The 17175-nt window shown below is 34.2% G+C and carries 17 protein-coding genes; 16 read left to right on the top strand and 1 reads right to left on the bottom strand.

All coding sequences use genetic code 11. The annotated features are described in order from the left end of the window. The first annotated feature begins 279 nt into the window (after positions 1 to 279). The 7 genes from K357_RS0101525 to pyrR all read left to right on the top strand — a co-directional run bounded on the left by K357_RS0101525 (position 280) and on the right by pyrR (position 6778). On the top strand, positions 280 to 1545 hold the full coding sequence (locus K357_RS0101525) for an SLC13 family permease (RefSeq protein ID WP_028257140.1): 1266 nt from the start codon (positions 280 to 282) through the stop codon (positions 1543 to 1545). An 893-nt stretch (positions 1546 to 2438) separates the two neighbouring features. Then, entirely contained in the window at positions 2439 to 2603 is a 165-nt protein-coding gene (locus K357_RS0101520) for a ferredoxin family protein (RefSeq protein WP_028257139.1), read from the top strand. Positions 2604 to 3380: 777 nt separating this feature from the next. Then, positions 3381 to 3527: a hypothetical protein gene (locus K357_RS09695; protein ID WP_156004853.1), complete on the top strand. Its 147-nt coding sequence runs from the start codon at positions 3381 to 3383 to the stop codon at positions 3525 to 3527. Continuing rightward, on the top strand, positions 3524 to 3757 hold the full coding sequence (locus K357_RS0101505) for a helix-turn-helix domain-containing protein (RefSeq protein WP_028257138.1): 234 nt from the start codon (positions 3524 to 3526) through the stop codon (positions 3755 to 3757). Before K357_RS09695 ends, K357_RS0101505 begins: the two co-directional genes overlap by 4 nt. Positions 3758 to 4612: 855 nt before the next feature. Next, the gene (gene lspA / locus K357_RS0101500) at positions 4613 to 5041 is read left to right on the top strand and encodes a signal peptidase II (protein ID WP_028257137.1); all 429 of its coding nucleotides are present in this window, start codon (positions 4613 to 4615) and stop codon (positions 5039 to 5041) included. A gap of 286 nt (positions 5042 to 5327) precedes the next feature. Next, positions 5328 to 6257 (top strand): RluA family pseudouridine synthase, encoded by a 930-nt coding sequence (locus K357_RS0101495; protein WP_028257136.1) that lies wholly within the window; start codon positions 5328 to 5330, stop codon positions 6255 to 6257. Then, positions 6257 to 6778: a bifunctional pyr operon transcriptional regulator/uracil phosphoribosyltransferase PyrR gene (gene pyrR, locus K357_RS0101490; protein WP_028257135.1), complete on the top strand. Its 522-nt coding sequence runs from the start codon at positions 6257 to 6259 to the stop codon at positions 6776 to 6778. Before K357_RS0101495 ends, pyrR begins: the two co-directional genes overlap by 1 nt. Before the next feature lie 252 nt (positions 6779 to 7030). Here the strand turns inward: pyrR and K357_RS0101485 are convergent, their stop codons facing one another. After that, positions 7031 to 8248: a tRNA(Met) cytidine acetate ligase gene (locus K357_RS0101485; protein WP_028257134.1), complete on the bottom strand. Its 1218-nt coding sequence runs from the start codon at positions 8246 to 8248 to the stop codon at positions 7031 to 7033. A 208-nt stretch (positions 8249 to 8456) separates the two neighbouring features. Between K357_RS0101485 and K357_RS0101480 the strand changes: the two genes are divergently transcribed. The 9 genes from K357_RS0101480 to mrdA all read left to right on the top strand — a co-directional run bounded on the left by K357_RS0101480 (position 8457) and on the right by mrdA (position 17173). Beyond that, positions 8457 to 8999, top strand: a complete 543-nt coding sequence (locus tag K357_RS0101480; RefSeq protein WP_051211963.1) for a hypothetical protein — start codon at positions 8457 to 8459, stop codon at positions 8997 to 8999. 18 nt (positions 9000 to 9017) lie between these two features. Continuing rightward, a complete protein-coding gene (locus K357_RS0101475; RefSeq protein WP_028257132.1) occupies positions 9018 to 10226 on the top strand; it encodes an acetate/propionate family kinase in 1209 nt (402 codons plus the stop codon). A 326-nt stretch (positions 10227 to 10552) separates the two neighbouring features. Beyond that, on the top strand, positions 10553 to 11158 hold the full coding sequence (locus tag K357_RS0101470) for a hypothetical protein (RefSeq protein WP_028257131.1): 606 nt from the start codon (positions 10553 to 10555) through the stop codon (positions 11156 to 11158). Between the two features lie 19 nt (positions 11159 to 11177). Next, positions 11178 to 11741: a Maf family protein gene (locus K357_RS0101465; protein ID WP_028257130.1), complete on the top strand. Its 564-nt coding sequence runs from the start codon at positions 11178 to 11180 to the stop codon at positions 11739 to 11741. 247 nt (positions 11742 to 11988) lie between these two features. Continuing rightward, complete coding sequence (radC, locus tag K357_RS0101460; protein WP_081658368.1) at positions 11989 to 12744, top strand: RadC family protein; 756 nt, start codon at positions 11989 to 11991, stop codon at positions 12742 to 12744. An 81-nt stretch (positions 12745 to 12825) separates the two neighbouring features. Continuing rightward, positions 12826 to 13863 (top strand): rod shape-determining protein, encoded by a 1038-nt coding sequence (gene mreB / locus K357_RS0101455; protein ID WP_028257128.1) that lies wholly within the window; start codon positions 12826 to 12828, stop codon positions 13861 to 13863. Then, positions 13863 to 14780: a rod shape-determining protein MreC gene (gene mreC, locus K357_RS0101450; protein WP_028257127.1), complete on the top strand. Its 918-nt coding sequence runs from the start codon at positions 13863 to 13865 to the stop codon at positions 14778 to 14780. Before mreB ends, mreC begins: the two co-directional genes overlap by 1 nt. Next, positions 14777 to 15268, top strand: a complete 492-nt coding sequence (gene mreD, locus K357_RS0101445; protein ID WP_028257126.1) for a rod shape-determining protein MreD — start codon at positions 14777 to 14779, stop codon at positions 15266 to 15268. The genes mreC and mreD overlap by 4 nt, the downstream gene beginning before the upstream one ends. An 18-nt stretch (positions 15269 to 15286) precedes the next feature. Continuing rightward, positions 15287 to 17173 carry a penicillin-binding protein 2 gene (gene mrdA / locus K357_RS0101440; protein WP_028257125.1) on the top strand — a complete coding sequence of 629 codons (1887 nt, stop codon included), beginning with the start codon at positions 15287 to 15289 and terminating at the stop codon, positions 17171 to 17173. Positions 17174 to 17175 lie beyond the last annotated feature (2 nt).

The raw sequence follows: 17175 nt of genomic DNA, 5'->3' as shown, positions 1-17175 counted from the left end.
GGCGGGCTATACGATTGGATCGTCCCGTAAGCTCCAATGGTTTCAACGACGAACTAAGTATTCTTTTTTTAACAGGAGAGGTATCATTAGTGAACATTTATTCTTTGGGTATCCTAAGACAAAAGAAGGAATCTTAGTCACGTTATGTATGTGCATTGCAATACTAGTAGGTTGCAGTGTAGTATGCTATTATTTGTAACGTATAGTTTTTTTGCCATCTCTTGTTATATGTTTGGATCATATAAACTATCTTTATTCTCGGTTAGGAGATGATGATGTATGGGTTCGGCAGAACAGACTTTAATTGTATTAGCTGTCATGGCGGTTTTATTTGTTACAGAAATTATTCCATTAGCAATTACTTCATTAGGCGGAGCTATAGCACTTGGCTTATTAGGTATTATACCAGCAAAACAAGTTTTTTCGGGATTATCAAATAGTACTGTAGTATTATTTGCGGGAATGTTTGTTATTGGCGGTGCTATGTTTTATACTGGATTAGCACAAAAAATAGGTACACTTGTTGTTTCAAAGGCCGGTTCTGGTGAAAACAGATTAATGTTTGCAGTTATGGTTGTTACTGCACTCATGTCCTCTGTTTTATCAAATACAGGTACTGCAGCTGCTCTATTGCCAGTAGTAGTCGGCATTTGTTCAGCTGCTAATATTTCTGCAAGTCGTCAATTAATGCCAATGGCTTTTGCTGCTAGTATTGGTGGTATCATCACTTTAGTTGGTACACCACCAAATATTATTGCAAACGGTGCATTAGGTGAAGCAGGTTTAACAAAATTTGGGTTCTTTGAATTCGCATGGATTGGTATTCCGTTAACTGTTGCTACCATTTTATTTATGATGACAATTGGTAAGCGGTTTTTACCTAATAAAATTATTTCTGGTGATGTAGAAGTTGAGCAAGAAGTAGATCCTGAATGTGTGTCCAATGATCCTAAAAAAATGTGGTTATCTGGCATTATTTTATTAGCTGTAGTTATATGTATGGCTGCAGAATTATTGCCATTATATATTGCCGCTGTTATAGGGGCGATTCTTTGTGTACTAGTTGGATGTATGAAAGAAAAGCAAGCTTATGCATCGATTGATTGGGTTACTATTTTCTTATTTGCTGGTATGATGCCAGTTGCCTCTGCAATGGATAAATCAGGAGCAGGGAAAATGATTGCTGATGTTGTACTAAGTGTTATGGGTAGTGATCCTAATCCTGTATTTGCAACAGCTGTATTGTTTATTTTGTCTTGTTTATTAACTCAGTTTATGTCTAATACAGCATCTTGTGCTTTATTAGCACCAATTGGTATTTCTATTGCAAAAGGCATGGGTGCTGATCCTCATGCAGTATTAATGGCAATCGCTGTTGCTGCATCTTGTGCGTTTGGTACACCAGTTGGTACACCTCCAAATACTATTGTATTAGGACCAGGTCAATATTCTTTTATGGACTATGTAAAAGCGGGTGTTCCACTTATACTTGTTTGTTTCGTAGTAAGTTTAATCGTTATTCCAATAGTATGGCCTTTCTTTTAAAAGTATATAATAGAAGTGGTTATAATATATTAGATTATACGTATCATAATATATGTTGTTTAATGATATAAGCTATAATTATAGTGATCTGTATCGATTTTCTCGGACAGATAGTATCATTTACTATTTAGAAATGAGTTCGGTATGTAACCGAGCTCATTTCTTTTATTTTAGGTTACTACATTCCATATTCTAGTCATCTACATAGCTATTTAATTTGTTGAAACACACTTATATGAGTAAAATATCATAATATAGTAGATACTATTTTTAGAACAAGAAGTTTCTATCACGTAGGACTCTATACTTCTTAGTATTAACATATTTTGAATAATGGTTATAGGACAAAACGTGTTGTTTTAAATGCCGATGGAACTAGGAAATCACTAGCTCTATCGGTATTTTATATTTTTTAGTGAACTTTAAAGGGTGAGCAAAATACCATTACATCTGATGGAACATTTATGATTTAACTATAAAATGAATAGAGGTATAAACATCTATGATGTTTGTTATGTAATGAATTTATTCATGAAAGAGTAATAGTTATATGGTGGACACATAGTATATATAGATAGGATAGCACAGCACCGATATAATTGATAATAAAATCATTAATATTAGGGCTAAAAAAATATTAAATTGAGAATATCTAGAAAAGACATATTGTTATTAAATTAGCAAAGAATTATAAATGAATTATATTATCATTTGGTAAAATGTCTTTATAATATATGACTTTTTATAGATTTATAATTGCTAAAATTTAATAAATAATTATTATCCTTTTGTTTGACAATCCAATAGAAACATGTAATAATGAGAACATAAGTTAAGGCAGGTGCCTTTTTAAATGATAAAAAAAGTTATATTCTATATTTGGAGGTATTATCATGAGAGTTATTGCTGACGGTTGTATTAAATGTGGTTCTTGTGCTTCTGTATGCCCAGTAGGTGCTATTAATGAAGGCGAAACAAAATATGAAATTAATGACACTTGCATCGACTGCGGTTCTTGCGAATCTGTTTGTCCTTGCTCTGTTATCTCTGCTGAATAAGAACGCAAACGTAGAAAGCCAGTAAACTCTTATGTTTACTGGCTTTTTTATTTTTCAAAATTGGCAAAAATCACTACATTTCGTCAGCGTTGCTCAACCGTTGCTCACCCTTTATGAGTGCTTCACCGTGGGGTAATCTGTTAACCGCATCAATATATTGTTGTACAGTTTTATGAGTGTAAACCTCTTGCGTAATATTATCCTTACTTGAGTGGTCAACGATCCGTTTGATGATAACGCAAAACTCATTAATAAAAGCAGAAGTATACTTGAACGAGCAAAAGAAAGAACTGGAGCGAGCGAACAAAGACCGTAGAACAAGTAAGCTACTTAATATTTTATTGGGTGGAACGGTTATATATCTTGCTGTAAAGAATTAGCATGATTAAAATGTAGCAATTACTTATGTTTATAACGAATTTCACACGATTCGTCGCAAGATTTAAAACGATTAATATAATATAAAAAGAGCCTATCGACTTAGAATATATCTAGGTTGATAGGCTTTATTTTTTTGTAAAAATAGGAAGAAAAATATTGATAATATACCGAAAACGGTATATAATAAAAGCATAAGGTGAAGGGAGGTGATAGAAATGGATAAGTCAGATATAGAATGGCTAATAACTTTACTAGTGACAATATGGCTAGCAGTTAGAAAGCCAAAAGAAAAGCCCTCAAATCGTAAGCGCCGTCGAAAAGCAAAACGATAAGAGAGCGGTGAAGGGAGAGGGAAACCTCTCCTAACACTTTCATTATAACAAAGGAGAATAACAAATGAAAGTAACATGGATAGATATTGCATTAATAATGCTTACAGCTTGGTCGATATATTTTATAGATTTTGATAAAGAAGCAGCAAAGGCTTTTATTACAGGCGGAGTATTAGTGTGGTTGATGTTTAGACGAGGAATTTTGAAATGAAAATAGACGATATATTTACAACAAAAGAAGCAAGTGAATTATGGAAAATTAGTCAGGAAACTGTAAAAAAAGCATGTACAGGACAACGGAATCTACCGCCACGCTTTACAGAAGATGAATGCAGAAAGTCAGGGGGAACATGGCTGGTAACACGTCAAGGAATGGAACGGGTGTATGGAAAAGAATCCGGTTTAAATCGTGTAACAGAAGACGCGGCAGAATGTGATTAGCCATTTAAATCTCTGCAAAGTTTGCAACGGTTGCTCAACCTAAAATTAAAGGAATGCAGTAATCATGCGTATAATTAGAGTTTTTAAATTATCTCTGCTGAATAGTATAGATATGTTACGATGCAACGATGTAATATTTTATTAATAAAATAAGAAAAGTTGATTGAGACGTGTTGATCTCTATTCATTTTATTGGATAGATATTACTAGGCTATTTTAGGAATGAGTTCAGTATTTACTGAACTCATTCCTTTTAATTTTCTCTCATTATAACAACAAATAGTGTTAATTAGTACCATATATGGTTATCGATAAGTACTTAAATAACGTGTATTAGCTATTGTATACAGGAAAAGTGTAATTAATACAAGGAAAATTTTAATCAAGTTAGAAAGTCGAATGGATTTTAAAATAGAGCCGGTACAGGTAGGTAATGAATGAGAATTTACTAATTGGGCGATGTAACGGAATTGTTTATTTTGTAGAGTATTATGGAACTTAGGCATAAAACATAAGCTGATACGTCAATTTTCACCATGGTAACAGGGGGAACGCAAAATCATAAAGTTGATAGAGATTGGTTTTACAGAAGAAAGGTTATAAGTTTTGATGCTTTTTTAAAGGCGCATCAGCAGTATGCCAATAGATATAATAACATAGCAGAAAATATTGGATTTTACATATCTCAGGCATATATAACAAAGTACGTTTTACCTACATCGTTAGGAGTCTATGTCACACATGTTGACTATTATAGAGTATTATTAGATTTTAGATAATACATTATTTTACATTATAAGAACATGTCATGTATAATAAATATGATTAGTAGCATATTAGAAGTGAGGTGTTATATTGTTTTATGGACTTTTATTAGTTTGTTTAGTAATAGATCAAATAACAAAATATGTTGTTAGAACGCATATGATGGTAGGCGACTCAATTCCTCTTCTATCAAATGTATTCCATATTACATATATTTTAAATCGGGGTGCAGCTTTTGGAATCCTAGAGAATCAAAGACTATTTTTTTTAGGCATTGTACTTATTTTATTAGTTATATATATCATATTTCGACATACTATTCACAGAGGGCCAAGATATTTAAAGATAGGTGCAGCATTGTTAATGAGTGGTGCTATTGGTAACGGTTGGGATCGATTTCATTATAATGCAGTGATTGATTTTTTTGATTTTAGGATTTGGCCTATCTTTAATGTGGCAGATATTGCTATTTGTATTGGGGTCTCTTTAGTAGCATATTATATGATACGGAGTAAATAGAAACGATTACTATATATTCTTATATATATGTTTATATATCAGTTGTTATATAGCATTATAGTATGAATGAATTGAAAATTTCTTAGTATCAATAGAGTTACCATAAGACGTGAATAATACATGTATAATTAATAATATGCATAGATAAATATTCTAGGAGGCTGACAATCACTAAGTATGTTATATCTATATCAATATAGCCTATTTTATGAGGTATGGATAATATGATTGAATGATGATAGGTCTTATATAGTATAAATAATAAATTATTAAGGAGTTATTGAAAATGGAAAGTAAAGAATTCCTTGTTAATGCTCAGGAAGCAGAGGCTCGGCTAGATATTTTTTTAATAGGTCGCATAGAAGGTTCGCGTAGTTTTATCCAAAACTTAATTAAAGCAGATCATGTCAGTGTAAATCAAAAAGTACGTAAACCTAATTATCGACTTACAGAAGGCGATGTGGTTGCTGTTTCAATACCAGAGGCAGAAAGTGTAGAAATTATACCAGAAGATATTCCTTTAGATTATATTTATGAAGATCATGATATAGTTATTGTTAATAAACCTCGAGGAATGGTTGTACATCCTGCATTATCTAATTACTCTGGTACCTTAGTTAACGCATTGCTTTTTCATTGTAAAGATTTATCTGGTATCAATGGTGCTATTCGTCCGGGAATTGTTCATCGTCTAGATAAAGATACATCAGGTGTTATGATGGCGGCTAAAAATGATATGGCACATATGGGCTTAGCAGAACAAGTGAAAGAACACAGCGCTAAGAGAACATACTTAGCGTTGGTGCAAGGCAATATTGTGGAAGAAAAAGGAACTATTAAAGCCCCTATCGGACGGCATCCTAAAGATCGTATGAAAATGGCGGTTGTATTTGAAAATAGTAAAGAAGCAATTACTCATTTCACTGTATTAGAGAGGTTCGGACATCATACTTTAGTAGAATGTGTCTTAGAGACTGGGCGAACTCATCAAATTCGAGTACACTTTGCCTATATCGGTCATCCCGTAGTGAATGATCCATTTTATGGATATCGAAAAATGGATTTTCCTATTCAAGGACAAGCCTTACATTCTCATACGCTAGATATCATACATCCTATTAGTAATAAAAAAATGCATTTTGAGGCTGATATTCCTGAAGATTTTTTAAATTGTATTGAGTTTGCTAAACAGTATCGATTAAAAAAGGGGAGCTAATGGAAGAAGAACGTGTATTAATGGATGAGCAAAATATTACGCGAGCGATTCGACGCATTGCTCATGAGATTTTAGAACGCAATCGAGGACTGGAAAATGCTATTTTAATAGGTATTGAGCGACGAGGTATTTTTCTTGCTGAGCGATTGCGCAAAGAAATTGAATCAATTGAAGGTGTTCATTTAGACTGTACATCAATGAATGTTGCTATGTATCGAGATGATCGTGATATGAGACCTAAAGAGGGAGTCTCATTTGTACTAGATACAACTGGTAAATTGGTTATTTTAGTAGATGATGTATTATATACGGGACGAACCATTCGCTCGGCTTTAAATGCACTTATGGATGCAGGAAGGCCTAGGGCGATTCAGTTAGCTGTATTAGTAGATCGTGGCCATCGTGAATTACCTATTCGAGCCGATTTTGTGGGAAAAAACATTCCTACATCTCATTTGGAAAATGTTAATGTGCAAGTTAAAGAATTTGATGGGACTGACGCAGTCATATTAACTACATAGTTGAATTTTATATACATAAGTAAAATATAATATAGTCTTATTTTTACCAGTACATATAATTTGTATTTAGAATAATATGGCGTAGTTCATGATTTTTACCATAGTAGAAATAGATATGGAAATCAATAATAGATAGAAAAACTATCATGTAGATACAATTTACATGATAGTTTAAAAGACAATGAAATAATATACTTTATGATTGAAAATAGCCACTTGCAATCATCATTTTAAGAAAGTATATGTTTGTAGTTAATGTTCTATAACGATAGGAGACATTATATAATCTAATCCACCTTGCCTATACTGGGAATTTTTCATTGAAAGTTGCTGTATATCAGTGGCTCGTGTATCTAATTGTGCAAGTTCATAGGGCAGACCAGATAGTTGTTTAAAAAAAGGCGCCCATTTCTTTATAATCGGTGTTTCTCCATTATAATGGCGTAACCAAATTTTTCCTTTTTTAGAAAGTCCTAATAAACGTGCATAAGGTGGAACTATTGTATTGCTTTTGCTAGCAAGGGAACATGTAATATGGAGTAGAAGATTAGCGGCGATTCTGTTAATACGTGCATAGGAATAACGCTTAGATTTTATGAGTCCCAGAGCAGAATCCCATGAGGATGCTTGGCCGGCTTTTATAAATTTATTCTCTAAACCCTCTGTCATATCCTGTATTGTTTTTAAATCGTTAATGGTATGAGTTCGTAACATGGTTAATAACATATCTTCGTAGCGTTGAAAAGATGTGTATTGGCCTTTACTCATGGTAGAAGACACGTCACTAGATATAGATGTAGGAAAATACTTTTCTAAGGACTCAATAGTTTTGGCTGCAAGGTTACGAACAAGTGCTTTTCGTAGAGCTGTACCAGATGGGTATGAAGATGATAAACTTAAAGAATGATGGTGTCCTTGACGTTGAATGAGAATGGGATTTAATGCTAGATTGTTATTTTCTATGGCACGTAAATACTCAATAGCTAATAGATTATTTGGTTCATTCATCAGTATACCTAGATCATGGTTATAATCTATAATACTTTTTCGCAATGCATGACCATAAAAGGCTCCTGTAGTTAATAAATTTCTACAATTTCTTTGAATATCCACGTTGTTCATTAGGCTAGATAATTTTTTTAACCGTGTTAATTCATTGGTTTCGGCACCAAAAGCAAGATAATGAGCGCCCAACGCATTGGCTAATCGGAGTGCACCAGTAGCAAAATACTCAGCACTGGAAAGTGTGTAAATTGTTGACAACTCAAATATTAGATCAGCACCATTACATAGGGCCCAACGAGTTCTATGGAATTTATTAAATAAAGCAGGTTGGCCGCGTTGTACAAAGGAACCACTCATAATGATAAGAATAGTAGCGTCTTTGTAGTTCTTTTTTAATTGTTGAATTTGGTAAGCATGACCTCTATGAAAGGGATTATATTCTGCAATAATAGCAATCGTCTCCATAATATCTCCTTAAACTATAACAAAGATTACTATTATTTTAATATATTAAAATATAGTTGACTAGGTGGCTACTAAATAGATAAAGATATGGTATAATATTCGTTGCATACACAATAAATTTATTAAATACCATATTCCTTGTAGAATATTTTTATGTGTCTATGATATAATGTGAAACGTAAGCTAATGTGCTTAGAGGAGTGATTATTTGAAAAATTTATTATTAATTGGCATTCTAAGTGTTTTTTTCCTCTTATCAGCTGGATGTGGTAGTGATAATATATTGGATTCCTATAGCTTTGGGGAGCAAGTGTTCCATGCAGGGCAATCTGAAATTACCGTGGAATTACCCTATGAGTTAGGTAAGAATAAAAATACAACAGAGTCACCAGATGGATATCCGCTAGACTCCTATGCTGGATTAGGTGAACATATAGCAGTATATATAGAAGCAAAACATCCTACTGCTACTAAAATATTACCAGATCCATCAACAATTACCGATAAAAGTGTAAGTGTATTTCAAAGTAATCAAGGTGATGTATCTCAAGATACTATTGATTTAGGTGGTGTACAAGCTCATAAAGTTACAGCCACTTTTATACAGAATAATATTAAGTATAGTTTTTTACAATATGTCTTTTTAGATAAAGGGGTATTGTGGAATATAGTCTACCAATATCAGACTGATGATGAGGTAGGAGCTGGTATCAGCAAAGAAATTGCAGACAAAATTAAGGTTACTCATTAAAGAAAGAGGGATATGTTGATGAACGTATTAGTAGTTAATTGCGGTAGTTCTTCCTTGAAATATCAATTGCTTGATATGACAAATGAAAGTGTGTTAGCAAAAGGACAGTTTGAAAAAATTGGCGCAAAAGATGCAATTTTTACACATAAACGACCTAATGCTGATAAAGTAGAACGTGTTGAATCTATCTTGAATCACAAAGAAGCGTTAACCATTCTATTAAATATTTTGGTAGATGATCAATATGGTGTTATTAAATCTATGGATGAAATTGATGCAGTTGGTCATCGTGTTGTACATGGGGCTGAAAAATTTGCTGATTCCGTATTGATTACGCCAGCTGTTATGGAAGCTTTAAAGGAATGTGCTAAAATTGCACCACTTCATAATCCACCAAATATTCAAGGTATTGAAGCTTGTCAAGCTATTATGCCGAAAGTTCCTCAAGTAGCTGTATTTGATACTGCATTCCATCAAACTATGCCAAAAGAAGCATTTTTATATGCTCTTCCTTATGAAGCCTACTCTGAATTAGGTGTTCGTCGTTATGGCTTCCATGGTACATCTCATAAATATGTAGCACAACGTTGTGCAGAATTAATGGGAAAACATATGAGCGATTTGCGCATCATTTCTTGTCATTTAGGTAACGGTTCATCAGTAACAGCAATTAAAGGCGGACGCTCTATCGATACTTCTATGGGCTTCACACCATTATCTGGCCTAGTAATGGGAACTCGTTGTGGTGATATTGATCCTGCCATTGTACCTTATTTAATGAATAAATGGGATATGACTTATAGTGAAGTCGACTCTTTGATGAATAAGAAATCTGGCGTATTGGGAATTTCTGGCGTATCTAATGATTTCCGTGTACTAGAAGATGCAGCTAAAGAAGGAAATAAAAGAGCTCAATTAGCACTTGATATGTTCCATTATAAAGTTCGTCGTGTTATCGGTGCATATGTTGCTGTTATGGGCGGTGTAGATGCCATTGTATTTACAGCTGGTATTGGCGAAAATGGTATTGGTAATCGTGATGCAATCTGTAATGGCTTAGAATATTTAGGAACTCGTTTAGATAAAGATCTTAATAATATTCGCGGAGAAGAACGTGAAGTAAGCGTAGAAGGTTCTAAGGTAAAAATCTTTGTTATCCCTACTAATGAAGAAATTATGATTGCCCGTGATACACAACGTATTACAGGAGATTTAGTAAAAAAATAAAATAGTTAAAAAATATATGATGAGCTACCACCGAAATTGGGAAAATTTTGGTGGTAGTTTTTTATAAAGTTTATTGATCTTGTTATATTAGATTGAAACGATTTTCTATATCCTATAAGAATATATAATTAGTAAGATATGAGTAATAGCATGTTTATTTATCAATCATGAACCTTTTGTATCTAACAGATATATTCTCGTACTGGAATTAGTTAGAATATAAGAATTTATTATACTCTTTATATTCTTTGTATTTTCTACATATTCTATTGTACACCCATTAGGTTTCGCATATAATATATACTATAGAGATAAAGGAGTATGATATGAAGATTATATATCAGGAAGATTCGCAACGATCAAAAAGTGCAGAATTGTTAATAGGAATTTTAATATTAGGTGTTATTGCATTTATTATATATACGACGTATAGAAGTATTACTTCACATATTATATTGGTGGCAGAATATTTTATTGAAATTGTTACTGGATTTGTGTTGTTGAAAAATGCAGTGGGCCGTTATCGATATATTTTAACAGAGGATCGATTTATCATTGAAGAACAATCATTATTTCGAAAAAAACATTTTGAAGTACCATATACATTAATTGATGGTGTATATGCGTTTAGACAAGAAATTATGGGACAATTGAGGTTTCGTTATAAATATAGAAAGTGTTCGACAGCTGATTCTCGTCCTGTGTATGCTATGGCTTATGCGGTAGTAGACGGACGTCATGTACAACATGCAAGAGTATTGATTAAAGCAGAAGATGCATTCTTTGATTTGCTGTCCACATTTGTACCTAATCGTATCCGTGTATCACAAGAAGAGGTTGTTTTTTATGCTATTGCCCATAAAGATGCCATAAAACATGGAGAGACAGTGGAGGAGTACTTATCTTCCATGCGTTGTGATACTAATATATAATTAACTATGAGGAAAATAGATGAATACTTTATATTTGGCTTCTACATCACCACGGCGTAGTGAATTACTATCTCAAGTAGGGATTAAGCATACTGTGGTGAAGAGTAATTATAAAGAAGATAATACATTACTAACATCACCTGTGGAATTAGTGGAACGTCAAGCCTTAGGAAAGGCGAGGGAGGCTATAGGTATACCATCAGGACGACAATTAGTTTTAGGAGCAGATACAATCGTAGTTTTTGATGAACAAGTATTAGGGAAACCTATATCGATTGAAGACGCTAGGAAGATGCTTGCACAATTATCGGGAAAAGAGCACCTGGTGATTACTGGGGTAGCATTATTATGTGATGGTGTAGAACGTGTATTTCATGTAATTACAAGGGTATTATTTAAAGAGTTATCTGATGATGAAATTAATGCATATATAAAAACAGGAGAACCATTTGATAAAGCGGGAAGTTATGGTATTCAGGGAATTGGTGCTTTGTGGGTACGTGAAATTCATGGCTCCTATACTAATATAGTGGGGCTGCCTGTTGAAGTCGTGTATGATGAATTACAAAAATTATTACGATAAGATGATGCTTATCAAAAGCTATGAGCTACGGCTCATAGCTTTTCTGCGTTTTATAAGGAAAATAAGTAAAAATAAAACTGCAAATAAATGGAAAGGAGGAAGTGTAAATTATGATAAATCATTATAGAAGCGTGCACTTGTGGTGGGAATAGTATAGTGGTAATAAATTTATAGTATCTGTGTAGGAATATATGAATCAACGTGTATGGTAAAGGAATATATGTATTGAGAATATAATGGAGGGTATATGAGTATAGTTGATCAAGGATTATGGGATAAACAAATAGGCAATGCGACTAAATTTGAAAGTACGGGAGAACATATATGTGTAAAGCATATGGATACATTTCAAAGACCACGAGAAAAATTTATTGCTTTAGGCGGTGATAAGTTAGATATAGCTGAAATTTTAGCTATTTTATTGCGGACTGGTTGTAAAGGACAATCATCGATTTCTTTAGCAAAAGAATTATTACAAAATCTTTCAATGAGAGGATTACAGTTAAATAGTGCTACGATTGATGATTGTATGCAAGTAAAGGGGATTGGGGAAGACAAAGCAGTAACCATTGGAGCTGCTATTGAATTAGGAAGACGACTAGTAGAAACAAAGGTGCTAGAAGAACACAAGGATTTTACATCACCTGAGACAGTTGCTTTATATGTTATGGAACGAGTGAGACATTGGCGTGAAGAACATTTTATGGCCATGTATTTAACAGCAAAAAATACATTGATTTCGATTGAAGAAATATCAAAAGGGGGGCTAACATCTAGTTTAGCAGAACAGAGAGTAGTATTTCGCTATGCCATTGCCCATAATGCGGCCTCTATTATATTGTTTCATAATCATCCCTCGGGCGATAGTACACCAAGTCAGAACGATATAAGAGTGACAAAAGTATTTAGAGATGCAGGACAACTCATGGGGATACCTATTATTGATCATATTGTTATAGGTGATAAAAACTATACTAGTTTATGTGAGAAAGGATATGTTTAGGCAAAATTGAAAATTTTTTATAAAATTTCTAGAAAATATGATAAAATGATATGATGATAGTACAAAGGAGACATACATCATATGAGTAAAGTATTTTCTTCATTAGGTAGAAATTTAAGTATAGATATGGGAAGTATTAATACCCATGTATATGTGGAGGGACGTGGCATAGTAGTGTCAGAGCCCTCATTGGTTGCAACGGATACAAAACAAGAAGGAATCATTGCAGTAGGAAGTGAAGCAGAGCGTTTATTGCTTAGAACACCAGATATGTTGGATGCGTTGCGTCCGTTAAAAGATGGTTTTATTGTTGATTATCGTGTAACCCATACTATGTTAAATTATTTCATCCATAAAGCTTCTAAGTCTGTGAGACGTTCTAGAGTTTTTATGTCAATTCCTTGTGGAATGACAGATGTGGAGCAACGAGCTATGACAGATGCTGTTATACAAGCGGGAGCTAGGGAAGTATATTTGCTTGAAACTCCTGTATTGGCTGCGTTAGGTAGTGGGCTTCCTATTTTCGACTCCTACGGGAGTATGGCTGTAGATATTGGCGGAGGTACTGTTGATATTGGAATATTAGCATTAGGTGGGACTGTCATCAGTCGATCTGTTCGATGTGGTGGCGGTGATTTTAATGCGGTAATTTTGCAATATATAAAGCAGTGTTTTTCTGTTATGGTAGCCGATGATACGGTAGAAGAAATTAAATGTACATTAGCGACAGCACTTATGCCAGAAGAAGACCTAGAATATACATTTTTAGGTAGAGATACATCAAATGGATTGATGAAACGTAGTGTAATCCATAGTTATGAAATTTATGAAGTACTGCAAGAGCCTATTTGTCGTATTATTAATGAAATAAAAAATGTGATTCGTCAAACATCACCAGAATTAGTAGCAGATATTATGGAAAATGGGATGGTTTTAACAGGCGGAAGTGCACAATTAACGGGATTAGCAGAATGCATTGCTAAAGAGATTGGTATTCCTGTACATGTGCCAGATGATCCATCCTTGACAGTTGCAAGGGGGCTTGGCGTTGCGGCTAAACAATTTTCTATGATGACACGTTATATTGTTGCATCTAAAAATAGAAAGGGGCGAATATAATGTTTTCATCTGAACGTAAATTGATTACTTTTATAGCGATTGCTTGCATCCTTTTAGGACTGTTGGGATATGCGTGGAAACAACGAACTCATGTTCCATTTGTAACAGTAACCTTAGAACAAATAACTACTCCATTTTCCTATGGAGCCTCTACGATTTTACGTAATTTACATACAGGGATTGAAGTTATTGATAATGCTATCGGTAATACGACCGCGCTCAGTGATATAGAACAAGAACGCGATACAATGGCGCAAAAGGTAGTAGATTATAATGAAGTAGTGGCAGAAAATATTAGATTGAGGCAATTATTAAATTTTGAAGTAGCTCATCCTGAATTTGATATGGTAGTTGCTACAGTGGTGACTAAAGATTATGGCAATTGGACTAATACATTTACTATTGACCGTGGAGCAGAAGAGGGAATAGCGATCAATATGCCTGTGGTTGTACCTAGTGGTGTAGTAGGATTTGTAACAGATGTATTTCCTCATTCATCTAGAGTACAAACTATTTTCGATCCACGTACATCAATTGGTGTCATTGTGCAACGGCCAGAATCAAGGATTGCTTCTGTAATGAAAGGTAATGGTAATAATCCGACAGAACCTATTATGGTTAATATTGCTAAAGATGGAGATATATTAGAAGGCGATACACTTATTACATCTGGATATGGTGGTATCTATCCGAAAGGATTTCCTGTAGGACATATTAAAAAATTAGAAATAGATAGTGAAGGATTCGTAAAGAATGCGATTGTTGATGCGAATGTAAATGTTAGAAATATAGAGGAAGTATTTGTTATTATACGCTCCTCTGTAACGGCTCCGAATAGTCCTAAAGAACCGCTTAAACTTGTACCACAGACTCAACGTGATCAATTAGAAGGTGTTAAAGGAGCTGTGAAACAATGAGACTCATTGCGTATATTTTATTAGGACTGTTGACCTTACTTATACAGACACAACTATTTCCGTTTCTTATCCATCAAGTGTGGATACCAAACTTATTCTTGGTTTGGATAGTCCTTATTGCAGCTATGCATGGTCGTAAAATAGGATTAATCATGGCAACGATAGCAGGTGTGATTCATGATACGATTATTTCTAACTTTTTTGGATTACACATATTTCCATATTTACTAGTTGTGTACGTAGTAACTGTATTTCGTGTTCATATTTATGAAGAACAATGGTACATTTCATGTATCACTGTAGCTATTGCAACATTGCTAGATTCTGTGATTCGAATTGCTATATTATATGCTATTCATGCAGATATTGAAATAGGAACATACATGTGGCATCTTGTATTCCCTACTATATGGGTTAATGGAATTCTTGCAGTTTTTATACATTATTTATTGTGGCGTATGCAGGAAAAAGAAAAGTATATTTGGTAAATGATTGGAGGCATCTGCGTGCTCGAAAGTTTATATAAAAAGAATAAGACAGGCCGTTTTGATGTCTTTGTATATGTAGTAATTGTCGTATTTTTAGTATTAATTGCGCGCCTCGTATATTTGCAAATTATTGAGGGTGAATATTACCAATCTAAAGCTGAAGGCAATCGACTTCGCATGGTTTCTATGACAGCGGCTCGAGGAATTATGTACGATAGAAATGGACAAATTCTTGTGGGATCGCGTCCTGCATATACGGTCTCCATTATGCCTACAGGAAAAGAAATCGATGAAAAAACACTTATCTCTTTAGCAAGTCTATTAAAAACTATACCAGATATATTAAAGGAAAAAATTAGTTCTCATAAAGGCGGATATGAACCAATTCGTTTAGCAACTGACATTACTATGGATGTAGTTACTAAAATTGAAGAACATCATGATGAATTTCCTGGCGTTACTATTGATGTAGAACCGCTGCGCTATTATCCTTATGATTCATTAGCTTCTCAATTATTTGGATATGTAGGCGAAATTAGTGAAGAAGAACTTGGAGAGATAAAGAAAAATAATCCTGATTCTTTAGTTAATCAAGGAACTATTTTGGGCCGATCTGGATTAGAAAAAATGTATGACTCTGTTCTACGTGGTACTGATGGAGGAAAACAACTAGAAGTTGATGCCAGTGGCCGTGTTGTTGCTGAGGTGGGACGCAAGCATACAATCCCTGGCGACGATATTCATTTGACGATTGATTTAAAATTGCAAAAAGTCGCAGAAGAAGCAGTTCATAAACAAATTTCCTTATTACGACAACAGCATATTCCCGCTAAAGGCGCTGCTGTAGTGGCTCTTGATCCTAATACAGGTGCCGTGTTGGCGATGGTGAGCTCTCCAGAATTCAATCCAAATTGGTTTGCACAAGGCATTACAACACAACAATGGACACAGTTAAATACAGATGCAGGGCATCCATTTGATAATAAGGTTATTTCTGGAGAATATCCACCAGGTTCACCATTTAAAATAGTAACAGGATCAGCTGCCCTAGACTTAAAAAAAGTAACACCGGACGAGCAAATTTTTGATAGTGGTCGTCATTGGCTCATTGATAAAAGAAATGCAGAAGGAGAAGCATTAGGATGGCTTGATTTTAATACGGCTTTAGCTAAATCTGACAATGTATACTTTTATGAAATGGGCAATCGAGTTGGTATAGATAACCTTAATAAATACGCTAAATATTATGGTCTTGGAGAAAAGACTGGCATAAAATTATACGGAGAAGCTACAGGTAATTTAGCAAGTCCAGAATATAAACGCAAAGTATTTGATCAAGATTGGTATTTAGGAGAAACATTTGATGCTGCTATAGGACAATCTTTTACACTAGTTACGCCAATTCAGATGGCAGTATTAATGTCAGAAGTAGCTAATGGTGGAATACGATACCAACCATATGTTGTGAGTCGTATAGATAATGCAGATGGAACACCAGCAGAAATTTATGGACCAAAAAAAATTGGAACCTTACCTATTTCTAAAAGTGTTATGGATTTAGTTCGTAATGGGTTACGAGATGTTACTGCAGAAGGGGGAACGGCAGGGGAAATATTTAAAGGATTTCCTATTTCTGTAGCTGGTAAGACGGGGACAGCCGAAAATGCAGCAGGTAAAGATCATGGGTGGTTTGTTGCATATGCACCTTATGATAAACCTCAAATTGTAGTAGTTGCACTGGTAGAACAAGGAAGCTTTGGTGCTGGCTCAGCAGGTCCTATTGTCCGAGCAATTCTAGACGCTTTTTTCAATGTACGCAGCAAAGATGATAAAGAAGCTGTGAAACAATCATTTGGCACTACTAGTGACAATCAGAAAGTAATGGTAGGTCCTTCTACGATATAACT

Source organism: Veillonella montpellierensis DSM 17217 (assembly GCF_000426745.1).
Taxonomy (GTDB): domain Bacteria; phylum Bacillota; class Negativicutes; order Veillonellales; family Veillonellaceae; genus Veillonella; species Veillonella montpellierensis.
This window is presented reverse-complemented; position numbering and strand designations above follow the sequence as displayed.